Source organism: Nguyenibacter vanlangensis (genome assembly GCF_013376155.1).
GTDB lineage: Bacteria > Pseudomonadota > Alphaproteobacteria > Acetobacterales > Acetobacteraceae > Gluconacetobacter > Gluconacetobacter vanlangensis.
In genome coordinates, this window is sequence record NZ_JABXXP010000303.1 from 1 (window position 1) to 3,490 (window position 3,490).

Sequence of the window (3,490 nt, forward strand, 5' to 3'; positions counted from 1 at the left end):
GGCCGCGGCGCAATCGGCCAGGCCCAGCGCCACGCCGGCCAGCGTGCCCCCGGTGCCGCAGGAGCAGGTGAAGGCGTCGATATGCCCGTCCGTCTGGGTCCAGATCTCGCGCCCGGTGGTGGCGCGATGCCCCTCGCGGTTGGCGACGTTGTCGAACTGGTTGGCCCACACGCCGCCGGTCTCCTCGGCCAGGCGGCGCGAGACATGGACGTAGTTGCCCGGATCGCGATAGGGCTTGGCGGGGACCAGGCGCAGATCGGCGCCGATCATGCGCAGGAAATCGATCTTCTCCTGGCTCTGCGTCTCGGGCATCACGATGACCGAGCGATAGCCGCGCGCATTGGCCACCAGGGTCAGGCCGATGCCGGTATTGCCCGCCGTGCCTTCCACCACCGTGCCGCCCGGCTTCAATAGGCCGCGCCGCTCGGCATCGTCGATGATCGCCAGCGCGGCGCGGTCCTTGACCGAGCCGCCGGGATTCATGAACTCCGCCTTGCCCAGGATCTCGCATCCCGTCAGGTCCGACGCACGCCGCAGCCGGATCAGCGGCGTATGGCCGATCGCCGCGGTCATGGTGGGCGAGGACGTGGTCCAGCCGACGGAGGACGGGTTTGCACTTTCGGCCATAAGGCAGCACCTTCTCTGCAACTGAGGCGGGATTCGCGCGCTCCGGCGCACAATGTGCATTCTTGCGATGGGAAACAAGATGATCGAGGACGTAACGCCGGCCGATAGCTGGACGGCCCTGAAGGAGCGCGGGCGCGCCCGGCTGGTCGATGTCCGCACCGAGGCTGAATGGATGTTCGTGGGCCTGCCCGACCTGGCTGGCATCGACAAGCAGGTCCTGCCGCTGTCGTGGCAGTATCTGGGCGGTCAGCCCAATCCCCGATTCGTCGAGCAGTTGCGGCAGGCCGGACTGACCGAGGACGACGAGATCTATTTCATCTGCCGGTCGGGCGCGCGCAGCCGGTCCGCGGCCATGGCGGCCCGCATGGCGGGATTCGCCCATGTCTTCAACGTGGCCGACGGATTCGAGGGGCCGCATGATGCGCTGGGCCATCGCGGCGGCGTGGCCGGCTGGAAGGCCGAGGGCCTGCCCTGGCGCCAGGGATAGACGGGACCGGGAGCGGGCCGCGATTAGGCTCCCCGGTCAGGTTGCGCGGTCAGGCGCGCCGTTCAGCCGTGCTTCGGCGGGTCCACCAGGTCCGGCGGTTCGGCATCCGCGTCATAGAGCACCTGCAGCACGGCGCACCACGGATAGCGCGGGTCGTAGCTGTGGCCGGTTGCGTCCGCCAGCCTGCCGTCCGGCCCCACCGGCACGTGCGTCAGGGTGACCGCGTCGTCGACATTGCCGCCGATGATGCTGATCTGGCGGCCGAAGGGCGGGCCGTTCTGGTCGGTCGCGACCACGATGCCGCAATGGGCCGGAAACCCGTACTGGGTCGGCAGGTCGGCGAAGCGCACCGATTTGCTGGCGCCGCGCCCGACACAGATCAGATCGCCCAGCGCCGGGGCATAGGCCGCCGGGTCGCGTGCCCGCACCCCGCTTTCCGTCCCTGCCGCCGCGGCGTTGATATAGGTCGAATGGTTGGGCGAATAGGCGAAGCGGTCATTCGCCCCCGCCACCCGCATGACGTAGGAGATGAAGGCCGCCGACCAGGCATAGAATCCGTCATGGACGAAATCGGTGATGTGGCCGCCGGCAGAGTGCTTGCCCGTCCAGGCGACCTCGGTTTCCCCGGGGTCCTGGCCGATCCACCAATATTCGCCCACGCGCTGCCACAGGCCGGGCATGCGCTCGGGCTTGACCGACGGGGTCTGCGGGTCGGGCCGCTGTTCGGGGTCGTCGTCATCCACCGGCCGGCCGAACAGCCGCCATTCCCGCATGGCGATCGCCACCACGTCCTGCCGGGTGAAGGGCTCGAAATTGCGGGTGGCGAATTCCGGAACATGCTCGTCCACCGCCAGCGGGCCCTGGCCGTTGGGATATTGGGCTGTCGGCGTGCTGGCCGGATGGGCGGACGGAAGATGCTGGCTGGCGCAGGCGCCCAGCAACAGCAGGGGCGCCATCACGACGGTCTTGCGCGGCATTGTCTCTCCATTCGGCGTGCCCCGTTCAGCGGGCCGGGCACCGCGAGCGGACGGGCCGGCACCCTACCCATAGGGCGCGCGGCCCGGCGGGGGAAGGGTGTCGTTCACCGGAAACCGGGCGGAAGGCGGGCCGCTTCACGAAAACGGCACATAACTAAAACCGTTTTTTATTGAGCCTCCGGCGATATCGGCGTCGAGTGGGGGCGACGGGTTATCCGTCACTTGCATACGAGGGAAAGACTTGGCCGGGGTGGTCTCGCCCCGGTCTTTTTTTTGCTTGCTGCCCATCGCATCCGTCCGGCGCTGCGTTGCCGGGCCGGAGCGCCGTCCCGGTCCTTGATGGGGACGACAGGGCATTACTATACGAAGGAGAGAACCATGCCGATGGAAACCCTAGCCATTGCAGGCATTCCCGTTCCCGTTTCGCGAATCGCGCTGGGAACCTGGGCGATCGGCGGCTGGATGTGGGGCGGCCCCGACGATCGGCAGGCCATCGCCACGATCCACGCGGCCCTGGATCTGGGCATCAATCTGATCGATACCGCCCCGGTCTATGGTTTCGGCCATTCCGAGGAAATTGTGGGCCAGGCCCTGGCCGGGCGGCGCGACGCGGTGGCGATCGCCACCAAGGCCGGGCTGGACTGGAAGGACGGCAAGCCCTTCCGCAATGCCGCCCCTGCGCGCATCCGCCAGGAAATCGAGGATTCGCTGCGCCGGCTGCGCACCGACCGCATCGACCTGTACCAGGTCCACTGGCCCGATCCCGCGGTGCCGGTCGACGAGACTGCGCGCGAATTGGAACGGCTGCATCGCGAGGGCAAGGTCCTGGCGCTGGGCGTCAGCAATTTCTCGGTCGCGCAGATGGAACAGTTCCGTGCCGTTGCGCCCTTGGCCGCGGTCCAGCCGCCCTATAACCTGTTCGAACGCGCGATCGAGGCCGATATCCTGCCCTGGTCGGTTGCGCACGGCCTGGCGGTGCTGGCCTATGGGCCGCTGTGCCGCGGCCTGCTGTCCGGGCGGATGTCGGCCGACACCAGCTTCGACGCCGATGACCTGCGCAGCGTGGACCCCAAATTCCGCGCCCCGCGTTTCGCCCAGTATCTGGCTGCCGTCGCGGCGCTGCAGGATTTCGCGCGGCAGCGTTTCGACCGTTCGGTCCTGGCGCTGGCGGTCCGCTGGGTGCTCGACCAGGGGCCGACCATCGCGCTGTGGGGCGCGCGCAAGCCCGAACAGATCGCGGGAATCGATCAGGCGATCGGCTGGCATCTGTCGGCCGACGACAAGGCCGAGATCGACCGCATCCTGGCCACCCATGTCACGGACCCGGTGGGGCCGGAATTCATGGCGCCGCCGGGCGGCTGAACGCCGGCCGAATGCGGGAAGGCGCGGCCGGCGATCG

5 protein-coding genes are annotated in these 3,490 nt (G+C 68.6%); 2 read left to right on the plus strand and 3 right to left on the minus strand.

All coding sequences use genetic code 11. The features are described from left to right. On the minus strand, window positions 1-627 hold a 627-nt coding region (locus HUK84_RS12790), incomplete at its 3' end, for a pyridoxal-phosphate dependent enzyme (protein ID WP_176640638.1). Between the two features lie 79 nt (window positions 628-706). Here HUK84_RS12790 and HUK84_RS12795 point away from each other — a divergent pair. Next, window positions 707-1,114, plus strand: a complete 408-nt coding sequence (locus HUK84_RS12795; protein WP_176640639.1) for a rhodanese-like domain-containing protein — start codon at window positions 707-709, stop codon at window positions 1,112-1,114. Between the two features lie 62 nt (window positions 1,115-1,176). On the opposite strand, the gene HUK84_RS12800 is transcribed toward HUK84_RS12795, so the two are convergent. Both HUK84_RS12800 and HUK84_RS12805 read right to left on the minus strand, forming a co-directional pair. After that, entirely contained in the window at window positions 1,177-2,091 is a 915-nt protein-coding gene (locus HUK84_RS12800) for a DUF2272 domain-containing protein (RefSeq protein WP_176640640.1), read from the minus strand. 135 nt (window positions 2,092-2,226) lie between these two features. Next, on the minus strand, window positions 2,227-2,379 hold the full coding sequence (locus HUK84_RS12805) for a hypothetical protein (protein ID WP_176640641.1): 153 nt from the start codon (window positions 2,377-2,379) through the stop codon (window positions 2,227-2,229). A 90-nt stretch (window positions 2,380-2,469) separates the two neighbouring features. Between HUK84_RS12805 and HUK84_RS12810 the strand changes: the two genes are divergently transcribed. Next, complete coding sequence (locus tag HUK84_RS12810) at window positions 2,470-3,453, plus strand: aldo/keto reductase (RefSeq protein WP_176640642.1); 984 nt, start codon at window positions 2,470-2,472, stop codon at window positions 3,451-3,453. The last annotated feature ends 37 nt before the right edge of the window (window positions 3,454-3,490 follow it).